The sequence below is a fragment of the Chlamydia sp. 12-01 genome, from assembly GCF_042234205.1.
GTDB lineage: Bacteria > Chlamydiota > Chlamydiia > Chlamydiales > Chlamydiaceae > Chlamydia.
The window spans coordinates 1,094,830-1,113,901 of the sequence record NZ_CP114174.1; the positions used below are offsets into that span (position 1 = coordinate 1,094,830).

The window sequence follows — 19,072 nt, forward strand, 5'->3', positions numbered from 1 at the left end:
TCGCGAGAGACGGGGCTTGAACCCGCAACTTCCGCCTTGACAGGGCGGTGCTCTAACCAATTGAACTACTCCCGCAAATGGACACGACAGGATTTGAACCTATGACCCCCTGTGTGTAAGACAGGTGCTCTAACCGCTGAGCTACGCATCCAAACAAGATTAGGTGCATACATTAGCAGAAGAAATAGTTTAATCACAACCATTTTTACTTCGATAATAAAGAAAGCTCATTCTTTTAAGAGAAGGCTGGAGGTGTTGATAATTTTTTTGCCTTCAAAGACGCTTGCTGAGGTGTTTTATTAATATATTAATGGGAAAAATCGATGTATGAGAAATTAGGGCCATAGATTGGCCCTAAAAAATATGAGAATCTATAGATTATTTTCTCATTGCTACGGTATTTATAAAATCCTGAAATTCCACTTGTCTTTCTTGAAATTCTTTCAAAGAAAGAGTTGCTATAGGAGAACTTCTAACAGCTAAAGGAGCCACAGAGATATAGTTATCTAAGATAGCTATACGTTCTTCAGAAGGCACTTCTCCTATTACTAAAGGACAATTAGTTAATATAAAAACCTTAGAATCCTCATTACAGAGTATAAGTTTAGGAACGCCACAAGAATATTCTTCTCCACCGGAAACAAGTTGCATCCCTTTCCAGGATTCATTACTTGCAGGAAAATTCACATTAAAACCTACTGGATGTGAACCAAAAGGGGAGGATAGAGCATACAGAGATAAAGATTTTAGTATCTCTGGAACTTCAGGATTATCTTCTTGAAAAGAATAAATTCTATTCTCTTGGGACAGCCCTATCGCGGGAACTCCGTATAGAATAGCTTCCATAGCTGCACCAGTAGTTCCGGAATAAAATACATGTCTTCCTGCATTAGATCCGCTATTAATCCCAGATAAAACAAGATCAGGCAACGCATCTTTGAACAAATAACTTAAAGCAATTTTCACACAATCTACAGGAGTTCCTGAAACTGACCAGGCTCCTGCAACAGGTTGAGGATAATCGTAAGTTTCTAAAACTACAGATTCACGACAAGTAAATGCCATACTTTTTCCAGACTGTTCTACCTTAGGAGCTACTATGTATATATCAGCAAAATCAGCCTTTAATAAATTGGAAACTAATAATGTCATTCCTTGAGCAGAAATGCCATCATCATTGGTTAATAAAATTTTCAATCTTTTTTTGCTTTGCAGAGAGCTTTCTGAAACACTGCTTCCTCTTTCTTGAGAGAAAGCGATTGTTACAGGGAAACACATGAGTAGCATACAAAAAAGATACCGCGTTCTAAAAAAATGAATTCTCATAAAAATACTTGTTTTGGCCTATCTAGGGCACAAAAAATAAACAGATGAGATCATAAATATCTATGATAAAATATCTGTATAATGTTTAAAAAATCTTCATTTCTAAGAAGGTCTATATTTTGACAAAAAGTAAGAACGATTAAAGAGTCTTACTCTTTCAAGAGAAAAGCTTCTATACATATTTCTTAAGTATGTTAGCTCAATGAATATAACCCGTCATTATACTATAGAGTCATTCCCATCTTTGACAAATGGGAAGATTACGATAAAGAATTGATGAAGTAGATAAATCTATTTTCTCAGGAAATATCTACCCCAAGTATTTTTATTCGATACGATTATTTTACTAATTTCAAATGTATAAACAGTTGAAATTTTTATCTCATTGACAAGAGGTTGAGCACACTCTTAATAGAGAATTGAATGAGTTTAACGATCAAAAAGTTTGGTATTGATTTCAGAACCAATAAATTCTTCAAAGTTTTCTTGAAGTTGTTGAAATTCTGATTCACTAGTTAAAGCTAGTGGAGAATTTCTTACTAACAAAGGAACTACTGTAATGTAATTATCTAAAAGAGAACGACATTCATCAGAAATATCTTCGTCCATTACCATCTGACAATCATTTAAAGAAAAAGATCTGCGTTTTCCATCATCACTTAGAAGTCTCGGCAAACCACAGGCAAACTCTTTTCCCGTAGCAACAAGTCGCATCCCTTTCCATTCTTCATTGTGTTCGCTTGCAGGAAAATTTACATTAAAACCTGTAAGAATAGGGAAGGGCGTGGATAAGGCATAATAAGATAGCTTTTTTAATATCTCGGGAGCATTCGCTTCTTGAAAGAAAGAAATATGTTGTTCTTGAGAAAAAGCTATTGATGGAATACCCGATAAAATGGCTTCCATAGCAGCTCCAGCGGTGCCAGAATAGAAGATATTCCTTCCCGCATTAGATCCATGATTGATTCCTGATAAAACAAGATCGGGTAGGGAATCTCGAAATAAATCACCTAAAGCAAGTTTCACACAATCCACCGGGCTACCAGAAACTGACCAAGCTCCTGCAACATCTTGCGGATAATCAATGCTTTCAATAGAAACCGGTTGCGTATAGGAAAACGACATACTTTTTCCTGACTGCTCTGTACTGGGAGCCACGATATACAAATCAGCAAAATCTGCTTTTAGCAAATTAGCGACTAAAAGACTCATTCCTTTCGCAGAAATACCATCATCATTACTTAACAGAATCTTTAATCTTTTATTCATAATAATTACCGAAAAAAATAAATCCTACTATAATTAAAATAATAGGATTAATCTATAAAAATGTGTTTAACTAATTTTAATTTTTTGAGCTTTTGATAATCCATGTTGTTCAATAGCGAGAGCAATATTATGTCTCGCTTGAGGAAAAACATCTTCTAATAATTTTAATACGGTCTCTGTTTTTGTTCTTAAAGATATAACTGGGCAACGACAGGTAACACGAGCAAATCCACTTTCCTTGGCAAATTTACGTATCCAGGATTCAGGAGTAAGGATTAGGGGGCGTAAGATAGTGATACCGAAATGTACCATATCTAAAATAGGTAGCATTCCTGCAAACTCTGCTTTATGTAAAAGATTCATTAGAGCTGTTTGCACTACATCATCACGATGGTGTCCAAAAGCTACAGCAGTAGCTCCTATCTCCTTTGCTGCCTGAAATAATAAACGCCTTCTAACTTGAGAACATGAATAACATTCTGGAACTTCAGGATCATAGGGCGAAACTATAGAAGTAAAGGGAACCTGTATTCTGTCACAAATATTAGCTAAATACTGTTGACTAACCTCGGCACCACAAGAGTATTTCCCTCCAATATTCACAGCATAAAGATCAAGTTCAGGAAAGCCTCTTCCAGAAATGGCTTTTAACATTAAAAGCAGGGAAAGACTATCTTTTCCTCCACTAAGAGCTACAACAATCTTAGTATGATTTTCTAGCATAGAATAGGTATATAAAGCCTTGCGCGTCAAACTTTCTATACGTTTGCCAGCTTTAATCCAAGGAGGGTGTAAGTGTAGAATAGACATAGAAAAATAGTAAAAGGATAGAACAAAGCTTGCAATACAATCTTAATTTATAGGAAAACTTGTATTTGGTTTTTATCCCTATCTTATTTAAACTTTCCTTTAAACGCTTCGCTTTGAGAAGGATTATATGTCAAAAAAAGTTAATAGAAATGATCCATGCCCATGCGGTTCTAATAAGAAATACAAGCAATGCTGTCTTAAAAAGGATAGTCAGCCCGCTCGTTATACTGCGGAGGGAAAATTTAAATTTTCTGCAGAAGTTTTTACTTCAGGGGACTCAGGAAATAGCTGCACGCAATTATTCCAACGTCTTTCTGAAAGCTTAACATCTGAACAAAAGCAAGCGATTGATAAATACCACGAAATCACCAAGAACAAAACAACACCTGGAAAGAAAACTGTAAAAAAAGTTCAAGCTAAAGAAGATCGTTTGGTTTCAGAGCAACTTAAGAAGCATAATTTTCAAGTTATGGAAACAAATCTCTCTACAGAGCATTCGATTGAACAGGCTAATCAGGACACAAGTTTTGTTGCTGAAGACTTTATTCCTACACAAGAAGACTATCGCATATCAGAAAATACTGATTCTGACTTGGAAGAAAATAACCAATAGCGTATAAATTGATTTCCTATTGATTAATAAAGTCTTCTCTTCAAGACAATAGGTTTCCCAAGTTTTTCGCTGGAGTAGCTCAATTGGCAGAGCATTCGATTTGTAATCGAACGGTTGAGGGTTCAAGTCCTTTCTCCAGCATTTCTTTGGGGGTGTCGCATAGCGGTCAATTGCATCGGACTGTAAATCCGACTCCTTACGGATACGTTGGTTCAAATCCAGCCACCCCCAAATCCTTTCTTTATTCCCTTCTCATTTTTATTATCAATTTTTAATTATTTAGAATTTAATTAATTTTAATATAAACAAACTAAACATATTAAAAATTGACCAATAATTTATTATCTGATTTTTATTAGAAAAAATTGGAATAATAAATAATAAATGACTACTTCTAATTCTAATGACAATAATAATGATTGCTATTTCTCTGTAGATTCTACTTTGCAAGGTGATGTTGTTGCGGGTAATGTGCAAACTAACGACACTAAATCCGACTCGATAGTTTCTACAAATAGCTTTTCTATAACATCTCCCGGAAACGCTTCTTTTAGCGGAGCTATAAATGTTTCCGGTCTTACATCAACTAACCAACTCAAAATAGAGAATCAATTTGATTATGCTTCTATAGATTTGCATGGCAATAGACTCAGCAATGTAGCTCAGCCTACAGATGATTCTTCACCGGTTCCAGCAAATTATATACGCTCTCCAGAATATTTCTTCTGCTCACTCAATCAATTCGGAAGGATCAATGTTAATACCTCCAATCCTATTTCCATTATAGGACCGGATAGAATGGTATACCAATCACAAAACATCTTCTCTCATATACGATTCGTAGATTACCAAAGAGGAACCAGCGCTAAAGTTACGTACCCAGGAACTCAATGGGTACAACTATTAAGCCGAGGCATCTACATGATAGATTATGGAATTAATAAACGTTGGGGCTGGGATAACGGTTGGGGAGGAGACATACACTTATCAAGTGCATCCAACACTATTTATAGCACGAACACCATTTACAGTGGGGGAGGTTACGCAGACCAAGGAGCTTTGAGTACATCGCTGTATTTTGATGCTCCTCCTACTGATCCTGATGCCGCTATAAATTCCAGTAACATCAGTAATGATCAGGTAGCAAAATCTCTATTTAGTGCACGTCTAACAGAAAATACTGCAGTATTAAGCGGATTCTACTTTGGTCTTATCTTTTACCCACAAAATTATACTTAGACATGAATAACAAAAATAAAAACATTTTCAGCTCCACTCAATCTAGTCCCACTAAATCTATAGAAGCTGATGCAACAGGAGTAAAAGACCAGAATCTTTACCTAAATAATGCTACATTAAATATTGAGGGCAGTTTAAACGTAGAAGATGACTTTAACGCTGATTCTCTAACCGTACGAACAGATGTAAATTCAAACTGCGACTTTTTCGTTGGAGGGAATCTTTCAGGAACCGATAGTTTTTCATTACATGAAACTATCCTTAACGGAGATATTACCGTTTCATCATCTTCTCAAACTTTACTTCCTTTTAATAATGTTGCGGATCCTGTTTCTCAACGTGATGCCATTACATTTAATTACTATAGAAAGAGTTGTGTACAAGCTTACACTTGTTTTATAGATCATCACGGGACATTTAATATCTATACAGATTCCTTGGTCCCTTTTAAAACTGGAACTTCAAAAGATTTTGAAAACTATAGCCAGATGTATCGAAACTACTTTTATGTTGAATCACAATATATCAAAATTCGAACTCCAGGAATTTATCAAGTAACCTTTCAAATAACAAGAATGAACGGACAACACTCTGGAAATGATGAGGTAAATTTATTCTTAAGATTAAATTCAGGTGGACAATATCAAAATTTATGCACAGCAGATACTCGTGGCCATTATAAGACAGACAGAACGTGTACTTCTTTATATGCCATTTTCTCAATCACAGATGTAACCAGTTCTGATTTGCCTTCAATCTCTGTCTTCACAACAGGTCACATAAACAGCATGTTTTCAGCTGTGAGTGTCATTTGGTTCCCATTTGCATCAAGATTTTCTGAGGAGGATTAAAACACTATGTCAACACCTAAAACTAATATTAGCTTCCCTACATTTGTTCGTTTTAATATCTACTCTAAAGACTTGTCCCAGGATAAAAAAGGGCGAGCCCTTACTGTGAGGGATAAAATAACATCAAAGAATACTACAGTCACAAATTTAAATTGCACTAATGGGAAACTCGATTGTGGTCAGGATTTGTTCGTTGGCGGAAATATGAATGTTAAAATCGGAGCCAATAAACATGTAGATTTTTATGGAAGAGTAAATCTAACCAACCACACTGTGAGATACACCAATAAAGTAAGTAATAATCAAGAGCTCCCCCAGCAATATGTTTCCTATGGGCGTTTTAAACAAACAAAAACTTCGGTCTCTATGCGCTCAGCGACATCAGGAGGTCATGTAAAGACAGGAGAGGTCAAGGGAGGCCCTTGGGATATTCCTTGGGATCGATTTGGTCAGCAAATTGAGCAACAGGGAATTCCTAATTTTGGAATTAATCAGAGTAAACATGCGGAGTTACAATTTCAAGCGAGTCCATCAAACCCTAAACTCTTCCGTATCACTGTCATTATGGCAAAACACGGGGGATGGTTGGATAACGGAACGGGTGGCGAATGTCTCTTGATGGCTGTAGTTGGTGGTAGAAATATATTTTTGCAGGGATCTACATGCTCAGGAACAAGTTACTACCGATCTAAACCCATGAAATGGGTTGCAACAACATACTTCGCTACACAAAATGGATTTTTCTTATTGAGGAATTTAAGTTATTGGTGGCGCGTTGCTTCCTTTTCCTGGAATGTAGTTCAACTACCTTATTTTAAATAAAATATTGAACTACACTTTTGCCCGGCAAAATCTATTCTCCGGGCACTTTTTTTATTACCCTACCTACAAGATCATAACCTACGTAACCCGTAATCTCGATTAGATAGCGTTCTCCAAATCCTGAAACTAGACGCGCTTCATTTACAATAATACACGGATCCACTTCTGGAGCCTGTCCATAAAAACGTGCTGTTAGCAGGAGCTCGCTATCGGGGTGGTATCCATCAATAACAGCTTCAACAAGCTGTCCAATAAGTTGCTTATTATGTTTCTCAACGTTTTTCTTTTGCGTTTGAGAGAGAACCTTCAGCCTTTTTGACTTTACGCTCTGAGATATTTGATCGGGCATTTCTGCCGCTACAGAACCTTCTTCTTGAGAATAAGAGAAAATACCTAAATTATCAATCCATCCCTCACTAACAAAATCTACAAGATCTTGAAATTCTTCATCAGTCTCTCCTGGGAAACCAACAATGAAAGAGGAGCGGATGTAAATATGTGGAATACGTGTGCGCAGCTTAGTTAATAAGTCTAGAATTTGCTCTTTAGATGTTGTTCTCAACATATTTTTTAATATACGATTATTGATATGCTGTAGAGGAATATCAACATAGGGGAGTAGACGGGGATCACTTTCCATAAGATCAATAATCGTATCGTCAACTTCATCAGGATATAAATAGAGCATGCGAATCCAATAATCTCCAGGTTCTTTGAGCATCTCCTTTAATACATTATCTAAACAAGACTTACGATCCGCAGAGAGATCCTTACCATAATCACCCAAATCTTGAGCGATTAAAATGATCTCCTTAACCCCCATTTTCAGTAATAGACGAAACTCTTTAATAATCTGATCTAACGATTTACTTCTTAAACCACCCTTAATCGTTGGAATGATACAAAAAGCGCAACGTTTACGACATCCCTCGGCTATTTTTAAATAAGCATAGTGCTTAGGAGTCGATAGCTTTCTAGGGATCTCTCCCATTTCCAAATAACTTTTAGAAGATAATTTTTCTCCAGCTTCCTTCGACTCAATTGCAGATAGAATATGTTCCACATCTCCTGAACCTAAAACATAATGTATGTAGGGAAGCCAGGGTTTTAATTCTTCTTTGTGCTTAGACACCATACAACCAGTTAATATAATCTTGGCACTTTCCTTTTTTGCTTTAATTATACGTTGGAGATAATCCATAGATTCATCTCGAGCAGCTTTTAAAAAAGCACAGGTATTCAAAATTAAATAGTCAGCTTCCTGAAGTGTTTCTGTAGCTTCATAACCAGCTTTCAATAAGATACCGAGCATTACCTCACTGTCTACAAGGTTTCTAGAGCAACCTAAACTAATAAAATGAATTTTATTTTTAGAAGTTGCCTGATTAAAAAAAACCTGTTCTTTAGTTGCCATGAAAATTCTCTTCTAATTATGGGGAAGTTTTCTTGATTCTTTTTGAAAATAAATATAGTATCATAAGCGATTTATCATTTTCTTAAAAGGATTCATCAATGGCTAGTAAGAATCGTGAAATCATTAAACTAAAAAGTTCTGAAAGTTCCGATATGTACTGGACTGTTAAAAACAAAAGAAAAACAACAGCTCGACTAGAACTCAAAAAATATGATAGAAAACTGCGTAGGCACGTAATTTTTAAGGAAGCTAAGTAAAAGATTTTATTTACCTGCTGGCTTCTGTCCTAAGTTGTTGAGTAGGTCATGAAATTAGAACTTCTAATCGCATTTAAGTATCTAATACCAAGAAAGAAAAGATTATCTTCCGCCATTGTCTCTCTATTTTCAATAGGCATTATCTCTTTAGTTACTTGGTTATCCATTGTTTTTATTTCCGTAATTTATGGTTTAGAGCAGCGCTGGATTCATGATCTTTCCCAGCTTCATTCCCCAGTAAAAATCTTGCCTTCATCCGCATATTATGATTCCTATTACTATCAAATAGATAGGCATGCGGATCTCTCTCAGTATACAACAAAGACTATAGGAGAAAAACTTTCTTCGTCTTTTGCAGATCCTTACGATCCTGACATAGACTATTCTCTTCCGGAAAATTTTCCAACACCTGACAAAACTGCAGATGGAGATATAAAGGACCCTGTGAAAATTGCCTTTGAATCTCTCACTCCTTATTTAAATCAAAATCAAGCACAGCTTTTAGAATTTGAAGAGGGTATTGGTTATGTCCAGATGGATAGGATCACAAATCTCAATAAGTCGAATTCTCGAACATTTTCCCAATTTGTTGCTTACTCGTCAGATAAAGTATATCAAAATAGAGTGCTTCCTTATGAGCATACAGATTATAGCTCTGAGATTTTAAATCCTTTTAATAGCTCTCCTGAAAGCTGGGAACAAGATTTCATAAAGTTGCAAGATACCTATCGAGGATCTTCTATTATCCTTCCTATTAACTATCGTGATATGGGCTACAGGGTAGGGGATAAAGGAGCTCTTAGTGTTTTCTCTCCAGAAACTCAAAAAGAGATCAAACATCCCATATATGTTATCGGGTTCTATAATCCTGGTTTATCTCCTATGGGTAGTAAGATCGTATTTATCGATATGGATCTTGCTTCCCTGATACGCTCGGAATCCACGGGATTGGGAATGCATAACGGCTTTCATGTTTTCTTCCCTAATACTAAACAGATAACTCCGATTAAAAATCAGATCGAAGCTATCTTAAATCAAGCAAATGTGGATCAATATTGGGAGGTATCGTCTCTTTATGATTACCAGTATTTCAAGCCTATTTTAGATCAGCTCCGTAGTGACCAAGTACTATTTTTACTTGTTTCTATTATTATCTTGATTGTTGCTTGTTCGAATGTGGTAACCATGTCCATTCTTCTGGTAAATAATAAGAAGAAAGAAATAGGAATTCTCAAAGCTATGGGGACACCTTCACGCAGCTTAAAAGTCATTTTTGGCTTTTGCGGAGCACTTTCTGGCGCTATCGGTATGGTTTTTGGAACTATTTTTGCTGTTATAACAATGAAAAATCTTCCACTAATCACTCGAGGATTAAGTTATCTTCAAGGTAGAGAGGCTTTTAATTCTACATTTTTTGGTCAAGGATTACCTCAGGAAATCCATATACCAACAATTGCTATACTCGGTTTAGGCACTTTAGTTCTGGCAGCTATTTCTGGAGCTTTGCCAGCTAGGAAAGTTGCTAAAATGCACGTCTCGGATATCTTAAAATCGGAATAATTATGTCATCCCTTATCGAAGCGAGAAATCTTTCTAAGGTTGTTCAGCAAAGCAATCAAAATATTGAGATATTACGTAATGTGAATATCAATCTATATTCTGGAGAAGTTGTAGCTATTACAGGAGCTTCAGGGAATGGGAAAAGCACACTCCTACATTTATTAGGAACATTAGATACACCATCATCCGGTGAACTGCTCTTTCTAGGAAAAAGAAAAGAAACTTATGATCTTTCCCAATTTAGAAACCAATATATTGGTTTTATCTTTCAAAACTTTTATCTCCTAGAAGATGACACTGTAATCAAAAATATCTTGATGCCTGTAAGTATTGCTCGAGAAAGCATTACTAAAGGATCTTCAGCGTATGAAAAAGCATTAGAACTAATAGACTCCATAGGTCTATCTCATAGAATACATTCACGATGTTGTAATCTATCAGGAGGAGAAAAACAACGTGTAGCTATTGCTAGAGCATTAATCAACAATCCTTCGATTTTATTGGCAGATGAACCCTCTGGTAATTTAGATGATCAAACTTCTGAATACATTCATAATCTTTTGCTGTCTCAATCACATAATTCACGTGGAGTGCTTATCGTAACACATAACAAGCAACTCGCACGTCAATGCCATCGAGAGGGGATTTTACAAAACGGAGAACTTACTTTTTAAGACGTTTTAACTCCTGTTGTAAAATCTAAAATATATGTAGGGAACCATTGTAAAGATTCCCGATGTAATACATCTGGTGTATGATAACGTACTTGTCTAGCAAAATATCTGATTAGCTTATGCTGAGGATTACGTATGTATTGACCAAAAAAAGATTTCTTATATAAATCTAACTTACGAATGTCCTGCCAAGTCATGAGAGAGATCATAGGTTCATATAAATGATGCTTCTCATCCGATATATCTCCAAGACAAGGTACAGCAAACCTGCGTACTCCCTGTTTATTTTCATCGAGAGCACATAAAAGATTCCAATCTTCAAAATCCATAGAATTAATTAGACATAGTTGTTCCCAGGAAACTCCATGCACACAGAGTTCTAAAAGAGAATTCTCAATTCCTTTCAAAAATCCCGCAACATCAATAACTGCATTTCCTTCAAGATGTTGTTTCTTTATTTCCAAACAAGCTTCTGAGATTTTGTGCTTCACTGAATCCAATTCCTCATTCTTCCAATTATTATTTTGAATATGCAAAGAAACTAGCTCAAAATCTTCTCTGGATATTTCTTTAGCAATAAGATGAGTATTTTCAGAGAATATGGTTTCAGCATTTTTACAACATCCGGATCTCCCTAACCAATAGGAAGCAATTTCGTCATAAGATTGGCCAACCAATTCTTTAGTAGGAAACTCTGGAGCTGCTTGTATAAATTTCTTTAACCAATAAAGTGGACAATTTTTAATCAACACAGAGTCTAAATCAATAAGATCTGATTGTTCCATCCCTTCTAGAAACCGAGAAATACCATATTTATTTAAGGCTGTTTTTAATTTTTTTGGAAATACCTCTGTATACTTATGAAAAGATACATCCCCACTTCTTCTAGAATTTCTTAAAGCATCAAGCAATACACGTATTTCTTGAATAGTGAGTTTATTTTTCTCAATAAAGTCATGGAAAGTAGGCAGATACTCTTCTTTAAAAATCTCTTTAATCCCTTGAGGAATATTGGATCTTAAGTAATTGGTTAAAATCGAAAAAACAAACAATGCAAGGGCTATACTACCAAAAATTCCTGACCAAATAAATCCTATAGGAGTGGACATAATAATTGCGGGAATAAGAGCTATTATTAAGCTAATAGCAGCGATAACAGTCATGATTATTGCTACGATCATACGGTCTTGGATTCGCCTATCAAACGAATAAGAGGCGTGACAACTGCAATCATTTTTTAAAATGGAATGTAAAATAATTCCTGACATAATAAATACCCTATAACACGCTGACTATGACAATATAAAATTATGATTAAAATGAACCTAGGATGAAAAAACCCTATAAATGATACGGAGGTAAGCATACATATAAATTGAAGTGTGCTTTCTATCCAAAATACTATAACAATCTGATAGTTCTACTAGAAACTTTATTATTCTAATGATATTTTTTATTTGTTATGATTCTGTAAATAAGACCCTTAAAAAAAAGATAGATATGTTAATCGCTCATCTATCCTATAAAATAAAAAAAATAAGGCTATCTTATTTAGAGTAAATAGCATTTAATGGCTCGTGAATGTGTAGGAGAATGCCTCTTAACACTCCTGTGAGAACGATAAAGCGGACTAAATTCACCTTTGAAAAGATAATCCATTTATATTAGTTATCTTTTGGAAATGCATCATACGGTTGCTTTTGTTGCTTTTTATTTGGAAAAAAAATTGCACAAATTTATAATTCCACCTTCTGATAAGGCGGTTATATTACTATGGAAAAAAGAAAAGACACGAAAACAACCATTGCTAAAGCATCTGATACTCAGAATAAGTCTTGGTATGTTATCGATGCTACGGGAAAAACCTTGGGAAGGCTTTCTTCAGAGGTAGCAAAAATCCTGCGAGGCAAACATAAAGTAACTTATACGCCTCACGTAGCTATGGGTGATGGTGTTATCGTTATTAATGCTGAAAAAGTGCATTTGACAGGCGCTAAGAAAGGTCAAAAAATATATCGATACTATACAGGATATATTTCAGGAATGCGTGAAATTCCTTTCGAAAATATGATAGCTAAAAAACCATCTTATATTATCGAGCACGCAATTAAAGGTATGATGCCGAAAACTCGTTTGGGTAAACGTCAGTTGAAATCTCTAAGAATATTAAAAGGGGATTGCTACAAGACGTTTGAAGCTCAGAAGCCGATTTTATTAGATGTTTAACTTGGGGTAAGTTGTGGTAAAAAGTACAATAGAAGAATCAGTAGCTACTGGAAGAAGAAAACAAGCAGTATCTAGCGTCCGCCTTCGTCCAGGAACTGGTAAAATTGATGTAAACGGAAAAGCCTTTGATAAATATTTCCCTTTGGAAATCCAAAGAGTTACTATTCTTTCCCCATTAAAAGTTCTTGGAAATATTGATGAGTTCGACCTGGTTATTCGTATAAATGGTGGCGGAATCCAGGGACAAGTAATTGCAACTCGCCTAGGGTTGGCAAGAGCTTTATTAAAAAAGAATGTTGATTCCAAACAAGAATTGAAAAGTTACGGTTTTCTTACTAGAGATCCTAGGAAGAAAGAACGTAAAAAATACGGACATAAGAAAGCACGCAAGAGCTTCCAATTCTCTAAACGTTAAGATCCGTTTTCTTATCAAAAGCAAGCGTAAAAGTTTTAATAATATGATTCGCTTGCTTTTTTATTTCTCAAGTTTAGAAAAATTCTCTATTTTTATTTAGAAGAAGATTTTTCTTTTTCTTGGAACTCCAAAAAATACTTTTCCCTGCATATTTAGAGTCTGAAATTTGTCTTTTTTAAACTCTATATCTACTCCTAGAAAAAAATGAGCGATCTTACCCAAGGTTTGGACTGCGTGAATTAAACATGTTGAACTTTTCTTCAACATTACGTGAGAGATTTGTGTGTCCTGATCACTCTGAAGGAAAACAAAACCTCCGGAAGGGAGATCTTCGAAACAATCTACTAGATCACAATCTTTATACTGATCCCTAGCATTCCTAGGAATACTTAGTCCATGAGCTTGAAATAAAATATTTATAAAACCAGAACAATCTAATCCATAATCTATCAAAGAGTGATGAACACAACGACCTCCCCAAATATAGGGAAGATCTAAGAAATTCTCAGACTCTCTAAGTAAAAGATCTATAGATAGTGGTGTATTGCAAAAACGAACGTGTTTTACATTACAAAAAGGGACTTCCTTATCTAAAGGGAGTCTCATACCTTTTTTAATTTCTTCGGGTAAAGATACTTTCCCTCTAGAATCTATTGTTAGTGGTGAACCATAGGGTAAGGGGATATGCCAAGGCTCCAAAAAAGCATCAAAAGACCTAATAACTGCATTAGGTGCAATATATTGAGATAAAAAAGAAAATGAAGTTTTTGAAGATATGTATTTAACTGGATAAGGACGCCAAAAATCTCGATCAAAAATTAATTGAGAGTAAGCGTAATAAGTATCTTTACCAGAGAGTAAACGTTCTCCAAAGAGAAGTTGTGTCTCTAAATCACCATGTATAGATGAAAGATCTGAAACAGATGCGTAGAGTTGGTAATGTTTCATCTTTCGTATCCATAATAAAAATTTACCTATACACTAGGCTTTTATGCAAGCTAAGATACTCTGGAAAACTTCATCGGGGGATACTTCAGAAGGAATACGTGTTAATTTTCCTAGACCTTCATAGTAGTCAATCACAGGAGCCGTGGACTTTTCATAACTTTCTAATCTCTTATGAATAACCTCTAGAGTATCATCAGAACGACGAACTAGTTCAATATGACAGATTGGGCAATCATTGAAACCTTGACTTTGGTTATACACGTAATTACACGAAGGGCAAATAAATCTAGAATGAATCCTATGAATAATTTCTTCATCAGAGACATCTAACTGTATCACACGATAATCCGCATTGGATTTAACTAAAAAATCATTCAGAAGAACTGCTTGATCTAAAGTTCTAGGGAATCCATCGATGATGCATCCGCAGTGACACTCTGGTTGATGTAGAGTTTCTTGTACAATTTCCCAAACAAGCTTATCGGGTACAAGAAGTCCTCTATCAATGTACTCTGCAGCTTGAATTCCTAAAGGAGTGGCAGATTTTATAGCAGATCGAAATAGATCTCCCGAACTAATGTGGGGGAGTGCTAACTGATTAGCAAGGCGTTGAGATTGTGTACCTTTACCCGATCCAGGGGGGCCCATAATAATATAAAAAACATTCTTTAACATAACCACTGTCAAATCTTTGTCTATAACATAGAACGCTTATATAAATTTAGGGTCTTATCATCAATACCCCAGATAGACATTGAAGAAAAAAAACCTATGATAAAAATTTTAGAAATCAAAATTCTAGAACTAGAATAGGGAAATCACCCTCTATTTGGCAATCATTAAACTATACAATAGATATTAATAAGTACAACTGAATATCTTGAGTTAGTTTTTTAAAATGATTTGAAATAAAGAGGGTATCTAAATATAATTTATCGGTAATTTCCCATTTTATTACAGAAACCGAAGACCTGATGATAAATCCTATAGATAAGCTTGATCCTAATAGTGTGGTCCTAGGTTTTTTTGACTCTATCACGGGAAAGAAATCCGAAACATATGAAATTTCAAGATGTGAAAATGATCTCCTAACTCGACTTATAGATACTAGGTCTTCAGGAAATCATGCTATTAATAATTTAATTATTGTAAATAACATCGTTACATTAGAAAATTCGCCCCTTTTTCAAGAAAGAGCAACTCTAGCAGTAAAGCTCGTCTCTGATTACTCTACATGTTGTTCGCCATCACAAAGTAGTCTCTGCCTCAACCTTGCGGAAAGTTCTAATCTTTTTCTTATACTTATTTATGAAATTTGTACTGTAATTAACGCTATCTACCAAAATACACTCGGTAATGTAATAAGAAGCGTAATCAGTATCTGCTCGCTCATACGGAAGAGTTTTCTTTTCTACCAAAATGAGAAAAAAATCTTAAAATTTCTTAATACCAATAATTCAATATCATCATTTAAACGAGGCGGTTATATAGCCTCAGCGGCAGCTCTAAATCATGCCAGAAAATCTGCTTTATCCCTACTTGCTTGGAAAACATTTTCCCTTGCTATAGCGATATTTTCAATTCTATCCATCATAGCATTCATTGTAGGTTGTGTATTTGCATTTAATTCTGGCGGTATTTTCTCTGATACGTTTTTCATGTCTCCAGCAGCCTGGACTCTAGGTGGAAGCGGCCTGGCCTTTCTATTCTTAGGTTTACTTTCTGTTCCTTACTCACATTGTAGCCATTATTGTCGCAAATCAGCCGTTGATTCTATTCATCGTTCATTACTTTGTCTGTATATCAGTGAACAAATTCGTGAGTCCTCTGAAGATTCTGACAATCTAGCTTCTGTGGTAGCTAGGAACAGCTTGAGTCCTTATAGCGAGCTTTTAGATCCTCAAGTCTTTTCTTTTTTCACTCCTTCTGAAGAATCTTTGAGAAGGCATAATATAGAACAACTAGAACATATACAGAATATTAGAATACAAGAGATCTTTACTTCTATCCCACCTCCATATAAAGAATTTCCACCTACCTACGCAGAGGTTATGGAAGAAGATAGAAAAAAGAATCACAATAATAAAAATTAACATTTATCAAGCTTGAGGAGTTATCATGGCGTGTTATTTAACTTTTGGAAATGAAGATATTAGCGAATATTCAACTTCGAAAAAAGCTGCGTGTGTAGCTTTTGATCTTATTACCTTTCCTATGGTTTCTGTAATTGTGAGTATTTTAGCTTGGGCTATTTTACTTATAAAAATAGTTGCTAAAACATTGAAATTCTTATTTCAGCTCATTACTGCTCCATGTAGAGGAGATGATGAAGTATCTTTAAGACGAGCTTTTGGCAAATTAAGAACAGAAATGATCACCGAGCATTTAATACTTTTACCTTTAGTAGGTTCTATTCTTCAAGGATTGATACTCGTTTATAAAGCGAATCAAAATAGCTATACAAGCTTAGGATCCTTGGATTCGGCTGTTTTCTTTATGGAAAGCACACCTACGTATTTCGCCAATGTAATTAAATGGTAAAGAATTCTTTAAGAAAAAATTATTTAGAATTAGTTGCCAAATAAAATAATAAACATGAATTAAAAGTGCGAATGGCTTATAATACTTCCGGATTATTTATCTTTAAAAAAAACTAAGGTCATGTCAGGAATTTCTTTAAATAGTAAAGTTCTTCTCTTAAATAATAAAGTTCTTCTCTCTAATCACGATATTCGTTTGTCGATTTTAAATCTTACGGATAAAGGGAAATTTAAATTTACAGAGTTAAATACCAGACTTCCTGTTCACAAGTTTTTATCACGTCAATCTCGAGCAACCTCTACGTCAATAAATCAATTGGCAGTATTAGACTCTGCTATTTATCCTCAACCGATTACTTCTGAGACAGAGACGGCATTTGCTATTATGTCAGCTTCAAATACTGTATTTCATTGTGTTGAGCATGTCTTTTGGTTACACGCTTTATGTAATTTATGTCGTGGAGGAGCTTCAGGAGGGGGTGGGGATTCCGTTGTTGCAGCCTTTGTTTTTGGCATTATTGCCACTTTAATTTTAGGAATTTTTGGTTCTTCTTTAGGATCTGCTATTTTAAGTTCCATAAAAATTTATAACACCTCTCAAGAGATCTCTAAAATAAGACGCACTAATATAAATCTCGTTTCAGATTTAGCTGGCTTCCGTACTACTAATGCAACAGAAACTAGATCGAAAGCTGCGGCCCTTGTCTCTTTAGAAGCAAATAAAGAAACAATTTATGCTTATAAAAATTACAGAGCTACCAAGATTGGTTATTTAGTGTGTGCTATTATTTGCTCTATTGCTTTATTAGCATTAGCCGCTGGAGCTATATTAGGTATTTTCTTCTCTGGACCTTTAGCTGGTGCCGTTATCACTGCAGCAATCATTGGCTGTTGTGCCGGAGGAGGAAGTCTTCTACTCATTGGGTTTATAAGTTTCATGATAGCTTCAGTCTATACGGCTAAAAAGCAATCCGCCGCTGTTAAGCACCTACATAATGCAACACTATATACAATGGTTGCAGACCAAATGATCCATAATCCTAATGACTATGATAACAATGCCTTAAGTCAATCAATAGTACAACGGTGTATATCAAAATATTCACGAACTATATTCGATTACCAAGAACGTTCTCATTTAAATAGAGGAACGTTCTATCACGCGCAACAACAAGCGCGCTCATCGTATATGGATCCGCCTCCTCCCTATGCGGACCTTCCTCCAAGTTATGAGGAAGCTACACAGCACACATCCCAATCATAATAATGAGAGCAGTTTTTCTTATCTAATCAGAATCAAATAAGGATTTATAAACTAAATCACGTCTAATCTGTAGAGTGAGGAAATTGAATCAAAATCCTTTAAGTCGTAGGCATCCGAAGCAAGAATCCAAAATAGAGGGGTTTTTGCTTGTCCTATGAGTTCTATAGGATAGGATTGAGATTGTCTATCTGTAGGGAAAAAGATATTTCTTACGATATCTTTTTTATTTTCTCCCTGGACATAGACAACTATATGTTTTGCTTTATGTACAGCAGGTAGTGTAAGTGTCATTCTCTCAGTTTCTAGTTGAGGAACCTCATTAAATACAACTAGACGCTCTTGTTCTTTTAGAGCTTGTGTATTTGGAAATAATGATAGAGTGTGACCATCTTCACCAAGCCCGAGCATAATCATATCAAAACTTGCTTCAGGAACCGTGGATTCTATGAGATCTTGGTATTTCCTAGCGCCATCAGGATGCTCAGTTTTCATGCGGAAAATCTGTTCTTCAGGAATACACAAATCCCGGAGGATACTCATGGCCTGTCCATAGTTGCTTTCATAAGATGTATGAGGAACTTTTCTTTCATCTCCCCAAAATAGAAATATCTTAGTAGGATCAGAGATTTTTTCTTTATTTGTTACGATTTCTTTAAAAATTTCTAGAGGAGTTCTTCCTCCAGAAAGAGCAACGTAGAAAGCTCCTCGTTGCTTGATCGATTTATTAGCACTTGCTATCCAATCTTTACTCGCCAGATCAACAAACAGTTCTGGTTTCTTTGTAAGGAGGAGTTTATTCGTATCATTAAAGTTAATTAATGTAGCCATAGTTATCTCAAAATAA

The 19,072-nt window shown here is 35.3% G+C and carries 20 protein-coding genes and 4 tRNA genes; 14 read left to right on the forward strand and 10 right to left on the reverse strand.

The features are described 5' to 3' along the window. Position 1 precedes the first annotated feature (1 nt). The 5 genes from O1W69_RS04765 to O1W69_RS04785 all read right to left on the reverse strand — a co-directional run bounded on the left by O1W69_RS04765 (position 2) and on the right by O1W69_RS04785 (position 3,405). A tRNA-Asp gene (locus tag O1W69_RS04765) sits at positions 2-75 on the reverse strand. A gap of 3 nt (positions 76-78) precedes the next feature. Beyond that, positions 79-151, reverse strand: a tRNA-Val gene (locus tag O1W69_RS04770). A 227-nt stretch (positions 152-378) separates the two neighbouring features. Continuing rightward, a complete protein-coding gene (surE, locus tag O1W69_RS04775) occupies positions 379-1,152 on the reverse strand; it encodes a 5'/3'-nucleotidase SurE (RefSeq protein ID WP_375794004.1) in 774 nt (257 codons plus the stop codon). A 603-nt stretch (positions 1,153-1,755) separates the two neighbouring features. Then, the gene (gene surE / locus O1W69_RS04780) at positions 1,756-2,595 is read right to left on the reverse strand and encodes a 5'/3'-nucleotidase SurE (protein WP_375793416.1); all 840 of its coding nucleotides are present in this window, start codon (positions 2,593-2,595) and stop codon (positions 1,756-1,758) included. Positions 2,596-2,661: 66 nt separating this feature from the next. Beyond that, on the reverse strand, positions 2,662-3,405 hold the full coding sequence (locus tag O1W69_RS04785; protein ID WP_375793417.1) for a tRNA 2-thiocytidine biosynthesis TtcA family protein: 744 nt from the start codon (positions 3,403-3,405) through the stop codon (positions 2,662-2,664). A gap of 127 nt (positions 3,406-3,532) precedes the next feature. Between O1W69_RS04785 and O1W69_RS04790 the strand changes: the two genes are divergently transcribed. The 6 genes from O1W69_RS04790 (at position 3,533) to O1W69_RS04815 (ending at position 6,930) form a co-directional block, all read left to right on the forward strand. After that, positions 3,533-4,018, forward strand: a complete 486-nt coding sequence (locus O1W69_RS04790) for a YecA family protein (protein WP_375793418.1) — start codon at positions 3,533-3,535, stop codon at positions 4,016-4,018. A gap of 68 nt (positions 4,019-4,086) precedes the next feature. After that, positions 4,087-4,159: transfer RNA gene (locus tag O1W69_RS04795), tRNA-Thr, on the forward strand. 7 nt (positions 4,160-4,166) lie between these two features. Then, a tRNA-Tyr gene (locus O1W69_RS04800) sits at positions 4,167-4,249 on the forward strand. Positions 4,250-4,402: 153 nt separating this feature from the next. Next, positions 4,403-5,257: a hypothetical protein gene (locus tag O1W69_RS04805; protein WP_375793419.1), complete on the forward strand. Its 855-nt coding sequence runs from the start codon at positions 4,403-4,405 to the stop codon at positions 5,255-5,257. 2 nt (positions 5,258-5,259) lie between these two features. Beyond that, entirely contained in the window at positions 5,260-6,108 is an 849-nt protein-coding gene (locus O1W69_RS04810; protein ID WP_375793420.1) for a hypothetical protein, read from the forward strand. A gap of 6 nt (positions 6,109-6,114) precedes the next feature. Beyond that, entirely contained in the window at positions 6,115-6,930 is an 816-nt protein-coding gene (locus tag O1W69_RS04815) for a hypothetical protein (protein WP_375793421.1), read from the forward strand. A gap of 31 nt (positions 6,931-6,961) precedes the next feature. On the opposite strand, the gene rimO is transcribed toward O1W69_RS04815, so the two are convergent. After that, positions 6,962-8,344, reverse strand: coding sequence for a 30S ribosomal protein S12 methylthiotransferase RimO (gene rimO / locus O1W69_RS04820; protein ID WP_375793422.1), 1,383 nt, complete (start codon positions 8,342-8,344; stop codon positions 6,962-6,964). 98 nt (positions 8,345-8,442) lie between these two features. Here rimO and rpmG point away from each other — a divergent pair, with 98 nt between their 5' ends. The 3 genes from rpmG to O1W69_RS04835 are packed head-to-tail and all read left to right on the forward strand — an operon-like array spanning position 8,443 to position 10,835. After that, positions 8,443-8,601 carry a 50S ribosomal protein L33 gene (rpmG, locus tag O1W69_RS04825; protein ID WP_375793423.1) on the forward strand — a complete coding sequence of 53 codons (159 nt, stop codon included), beginning with the start codon at positions 8,443-8,445 and terminating at the stop codon, positions 8,599-8,601. Between the two features lie 48 nt (positions 8,602-8,649). Continuing rightward, positions 8,650-10,161, forward strand: a complete 1,512-nt coding sequence (locus O1W69_RS04830) for an ABC transporter permease (protein ID WP_375793424.1) — start codon at positions 8,650-8,652, stop codon at positions 10,159-10,161. Between the two features lie 2 nt (positions 10,162-10,163). Further along, positions 10,164-10,835, forward strand: a complete 672-nt coding sequence (locus O1W69_RS04835) for an ABC transporter ATP-binding protein (RefSeq protein ID WP_375793425.1) — start codon at positions 10,164-10,166, stop codon at positions 10,833-10,835. On the opposite strand, the gene O1W69_RS04840 is transcribed toward O1W69_RS04835, so the two are convergent. Then, entirely contained in the window at positions 10,832-12,016 is a 1,185-nt protein-coding gene (locus O1W69_RS04840) for a DUF1389 domain-containing protein (RefSeq protein ID WP_375793426.1), read from the reverse strand. The two genes, O1W69_RS04835 and O1W69_RS04840, sit on opposite strands and share 4 nt — an antisense overlap. 592 nt (positions 12,017-12,608) lie before the next feature. Between O1W69_RS04840 and rplM the strand changes: the two genes are divergently transcribed. Together rplM and rpsI are read left to right on the forward strand one after the other, a co-directional pair. Then, the gene (rplM, locus tag O1W69_RS04845; RefSeq protein WP_375793427.1) at positions 12,609-13,061 is read left to right on the forward strand and encodes a 50S ribosomal protein L13; all 453 of its coding nucleotides are present in this window, start codon (positions 12,609-12,611) and stop codon (positions 13,059-13,061) included. Positions 13,062-13,074: 13 nt separating this feature from the next. Continuing rightward, positions 13,075-13,476 (forward strand): 30S ribosomal protein S9, encoded by a 402-nt coding sequence (gene rpsI, locus O1W69_RS04850; RefSeq protein WP_375793428.1) that lies wholly within the window; start codon positions 13,075-13,077, stop codon positions 13,474-13,476. Positions 13,477-13,572: 96 nt separating this feature from the next. On the opposite strand, the gene O1W69_RS04855 is transcribed toward rpsI, so the two are convergent. Together O1W69_RS04855 and O1W69_RS04860 are read right to left on the reverse strand one after the other, a co-directional pair. Next, positions 13,573-14,424, reverse strand: coding sequence for a C40 family peptidase (locus O1W69_RS04855; protein ID WP_375793429.1), 852 nt, complete (start codon positions 14,422-14,424; stop codon positions 13,573-13,575). A gap of 33 nt (positions 14,425-14,457) precedes the next feature. Further along, on the reverse strand, positions 14,458-15,099 hold the full coding sequence (locus O1W69_RS04860; RefSeq protein WP_375793430.1) for an adenylate kinase: 642 nt from the start codon (positions 15,097-15,099) through the stop codon (positions 14,458-14,460). Between the two features lie 299 nt (positions 15,100-15,398). Here O1W69_RS04860 and garD (O1W69_RS04865) point away from each other — a divergent pair, with 299 nt between their 5' ends. The 3 genes from garD (O1W69_RS04865) (at position 15,399) to garD (O1W69_RS04875) (ending at position 18,228) form a co-directional block, all read left to right on the forward strand. Further along, the gene (gene garD / locus O1W69_RS04865) at positions 15,399-16,517 is read left to right on the forward strand and encodes an inclusion membrane protein GarD (RefSeq protein WP_375793431.1); all 1,119 of its coding nucleotides are present in this window, start codon (positions 15,399-15,401) and stop codon (positions 16,515-16,517) included. A 25-nt stretch (positions 16,518-16,542) separates the two neighbouring features. Then, positions 16,543-16,965: a hypothetical protein gene (locus O1W69_RS04870; RefSeq protein ID WP_375793432.1), complete on the forward strand. Its 423-nt coding sequence runs from the start codon at positions 16,543-16,545 to the stop codon at positions 16,963-16,965. 120 nt (positions 16,966-17,085) lie between these two features. After that, a complete protein-coding gene (gene garD / locus O1W69_RS04875; RefSeq protein ID WP_375793433.1) occupies positions 17,086-18,228 on the forward strand; it encodes an inclusion membrane protein GarD in 1,143 nt (380 codons plus the stop codon). Between the two features lie 51 nt (positions 18,229-18,279). Here the strand turns inward: garD (O1W69_RS04875) and pgl are convergent, their stop codons facing one another. Next, entirely contained in the window at positions 18,280-19,056 is a 777-nt protein-coding gene (gene pgl, locus O1W69_RS04880; protein WP_375793434.1) for a 6-phosphogluconolactonase, read from the reverse strand. Between the last annotated feature and the right edge of the window lie 16 nt (positions 19,057-19,072).

Excerpts from the sequence above, each read along its gene's own strand:
- surE (WP_375794004.1), bottom strand. The coding sequence starts at position 1,152 with ATGACATTATTAGTTTCCAATTTATTAAAGGCTGATTTTGCTGATATA.
- surE (WP_375793416.1), bottom strand. The coding sequence starts at position 2,595 with ATGAATAAAAGATTAAAGATTCTGTTAAGTAATGATGATGGTATTTCT.
- O1W69_RS04785 (WP_375793417.1), bottom strand. The coding sequence starts at position 3,405 with ATGTCTATTCTACACTTACACCCTCCTTGGATTAAAGCTGGCAAACGT.
- O1W69_RS04790 (WP_375793418.1), top strand. The coding sequence starts at position 3,533 with ATGTCAAAAAAAGTTAATAGAAATGATCCATGCCCATGCGGTTCTAAT.
- O1W69_RS04805 (WP_375793419.1), top strand. The coding sequence starts at position 4,403 with ATGACTACTTCTAATTCTAATGACAATAATAATGATTGCTATTTCTCT.
- O1W69_RS04810 (WP_375793420.1), top strand. The coding sequence starts at position 5,260 with ATGAATAACAAAAATAAAAACATTTTCAGCTCCACTCAATCTAGTCCC.
- O1W69_RS04815 (WP_375793421.1), top strand. The coding sequence starts at position 6,115 with ATGTCAACACCTAAAACTAATATTAGCTTCCCTACATTTGTTCGTTTT.
- rimO (WP_375793422.1), bottom strand. The coding sequence starts at position 8,344 with ATGGCAACTAAAGAACAGGTTTTTTTTAATCAGGCAACTTCTAAAAAT.
- rpmG (WP_375793423.1), top strand. The coding sequence starts at position 8,443 with ATGGCTAGTAAGAATCGTGAAATCATTAAACTAAAAAGTTCTGAAAGT.
- O1W69_RS04830 (WP_375793424.1), top strand. The coding sequence starts at position 8,650 with ATGAAATTAGAACTTCTAATCGCATTTAAGTATCTAATACCAAGAAAG.
- O1W69_RS04835 (WP_375793425.1), top strand. The coding sequence starts at position 10,164 with ATGTCATCCCTTATCGAAGCGAGAAATCTTTCTAAGGTTGTTCAGCAA.
- O1W69_RS04840 (WP_375793426.1), bottom strand. The coding sequence starts at position 12,016 with ATGATCGTAGCAATAATCATGACTGTTATCGCTGCTATTAGCTTAATA.
- rplM (WP_375793427.1), top strand. The coding sequence starts at position 12,609 with ATGGAAAAAAGAAAAGACACGAAAACAACCATTGCTAAAGCATCTGAT.
- O1W69_RS04855 (WP_375793429.1), bottom strand. The coding sequence starts at position 14,424 with ATGAAACATTACCAACTCTACGCATCTGTTTCAGATCTTTCATCTATA.
- O1W69_RS04860 (WP_375793430.1), bottom strand. The coding sequence starts at position 15,099 with ATGTTAAAGAATGTTTTTTATATTATTATGGGCCCCCCTGGATCGGGT.
- garD (WP_375793431.1), top strand. The coding sequence starts at position 15,399 with ATGATAAATCCTATAGATAAGCTTGATCCTAATAGTGTGGTCCTAGGT.
- O1W69_RS04870 (WP_375793432.1), top strand. The coding sequence starts at position 16,543 with ATGGCGTGTTATTTAACTTTTGGAAATGAAGATATTAGCGAATATTCA.
- garD (WP_375793433.1), top strand. The coding sequence starts at position 17,086 with ATGTCAGGAATTTCTTTAAATAGTAAAGTTCTTCTCTTAAATAATAAA.
- pgl (WP_375793434.1), bottom strand. The coding sequence starts at position 19,056 with ATGGCTACATTAATTAACTTTAATGATACGAATAAACTCCTCCTTACA.